The organism is Shewanella oncorhynchi, from assembly GCF_012584455.1.
GTDB classification, from domain to species: Bacteria; Pseudomonadota; Gammaproteobacteria; order Enterobacterales; family Shewanellaceae; genus Shewanella; species Shewanella oncorhynchi.
The window spans coordinates 1,447-3,417 of sequence record NZ_JABAEB010000026.1 but is presented as its reverse complement, the minus strand read 5'-3'; the positions used below and the strand labels follow the sequence as shown (position 1 = coordinate 3,417).

The 1,971-nt window shown below is 48.9% G+C and carries 1 rRNA gene (only partly in view); it reads left to right on the top strand.

Annotated features, from left to right (window positions below):
• The first annotated feature begins 259 nt into the window (after positions 1-259).
• A 23S ribosomal RNA gene (locus tag HGO26_RS22285) occupies positions 260-1,971 on the top strand (it continues 1,290 nt past the right edge of the window).

The window sequence follows — 1,971 nt, the reverse complement described above, 5'->3', positions numbered from 1 at the left end:
GTTCTTTAACAATTTGGAAAGCTGATAGTATTTAATTGCATGAGTCTGTCATGTAATTAATTACAAAACGTTTAATGCGAAAGCATTGAACATGAGTTCTCAAACACTTTATTAAGTGTCTTGAATATTCAATAGTAAATTATTCTTTGCTGGATAGTTTACGTCTAAGGCGCGTCCACTTCTTTGGTCAGAAGTGAGACAAGTAAAACCAAGCTGGTCGCAATGCGACTCAGGTGAGTGAAACTCATTTGGGTTGTATGGTTAAGCGACTAAGCGTATACGGTGGATGCCTTGGCAGTCAGAGGCGATGAAGGACGTAGTAACTTGCGAAAAGCGTTGGCGAGCTAGTAACAAGCATTTGAGCTAACGATGTCCGAATGGGGGAACCCAGCAGCATAAGCTGTTATCGCAACATGAATACATAGTGTTGCGAGGCGAACGAGGGGAACTGAAACATCTAAGTACCCTTAGGAAAAGAAATCAACCGAGATTCCCCTAGTAGCGGCGAGCGAACGGGGATTAGCCCTTAAGTCAGTGGGGTGTTAGTGGAATGCGTTGGAAAGCGCAGCGGCACAGGGTGATAGCCCCGTACATGAAAACTAACCATTGATGAAAACGAGTAAGGCGGGACACGTGACATCCTGTTTGAATATGGGGGGACCATCCTCCAAGGCTAAATACTCCTGACTGACCGATAGTGAACCAGTACCGTGAGGGAAAGGCGAAAAGAACCCCTGTGAGGGGAGTGAAATAGAACCTGAAACCGTATACGTACAAGCAGTGGGAGCGGTTCTTGAGACCGTGACTGCGTACCTTTTGTATAATGGGTCAGCGACTTACATTTTGTAGCGAGGTTAAGCGAATAGCGGAGCCGTAGGGAAACCGAGTGTTAACTGCGCGTTTAGTTGCAAGGTGTAGACCCGAAACCCGGTGATCTAGCCATGGGCAGGTTGAAGGTTGAGTAACATCAACTGGAGGACCGAACCGACTAATGTTGAAAAATTAGCGGATGACTTGTGGCTGGGGGTGAAAGGCCAATCAAACCGGGAGATATCTGGTTCTCCTCGAAAGCTATTTAGGTAGCGCCTCGAGCGAATACCATTGGGGGTAGAGCACTGTTAAGGCTAGGGGGTCATCCCGACTTACCAACCCTTTGCAAACTCCGAATACCAATGAGTACTACTCGGGAGACAGACGGCGGGTGCTAACGTCCGTCGTCAAAAGGGAAACAACCCAGACCGTCAGCTAAGGTCCCAAAGTACTAGCTAAGTGGGAAACGATGTGGGAAGGCTTAGACAGCTAGGATGTTGGCTTAGAAGCAGCCATCATTTAAAGAAAGCGTAATAGCTCACTAGTCGAGTCGGCCTGCGCGGAAGATGTAACGGGGCTAAGCTAGTCACCGAAGCTACGGGTGCACAGTTTACTGTGCGCGGTAGAGGAGCGTTCTGTAAGCCGTTGAAGGTGAAGGGGTAACCCACGCTGGAGGTATCAGAAGTGCGAATGCTGACATGAGTAACGATAAAGGGGGTGAAAAACCCCCTCGCCGAAAGACCAAGGGTTCCTGTCCAACGTTAATCGGGGCAGGGTGAGTCGACCCCTAAGGTGAGGCCGAAAGGCGTAATCGATGGGAAACAGATTAATATTTCTGTACTTCCGCTAACTGCGATGGAGAGACGGAGAAGGCTAGGCTAGCGCGGCGTTGGTAGTCCGCGTTTAAGGTGGTAGGTGGTGTTCTTAGGCAAATCCGGGGACACGTACTTAAATGTACACACTGAGAGCTGATGACGAGGTCCTAAGGGACTGAAGTAGTTGATGCCATGCTTCCAGGAAAATCTTCTAAGCTTCAGGTTAGTGGGAATCGTACCCCAAACCGACACAGGTGGTCGGGTAGAGAATACCAAGGCGCTTGAGAGAACTCGGCTGAAGGAACTAGGCAAAATGGTACCGTAACTTCGGGAGAAGGTACGCTCT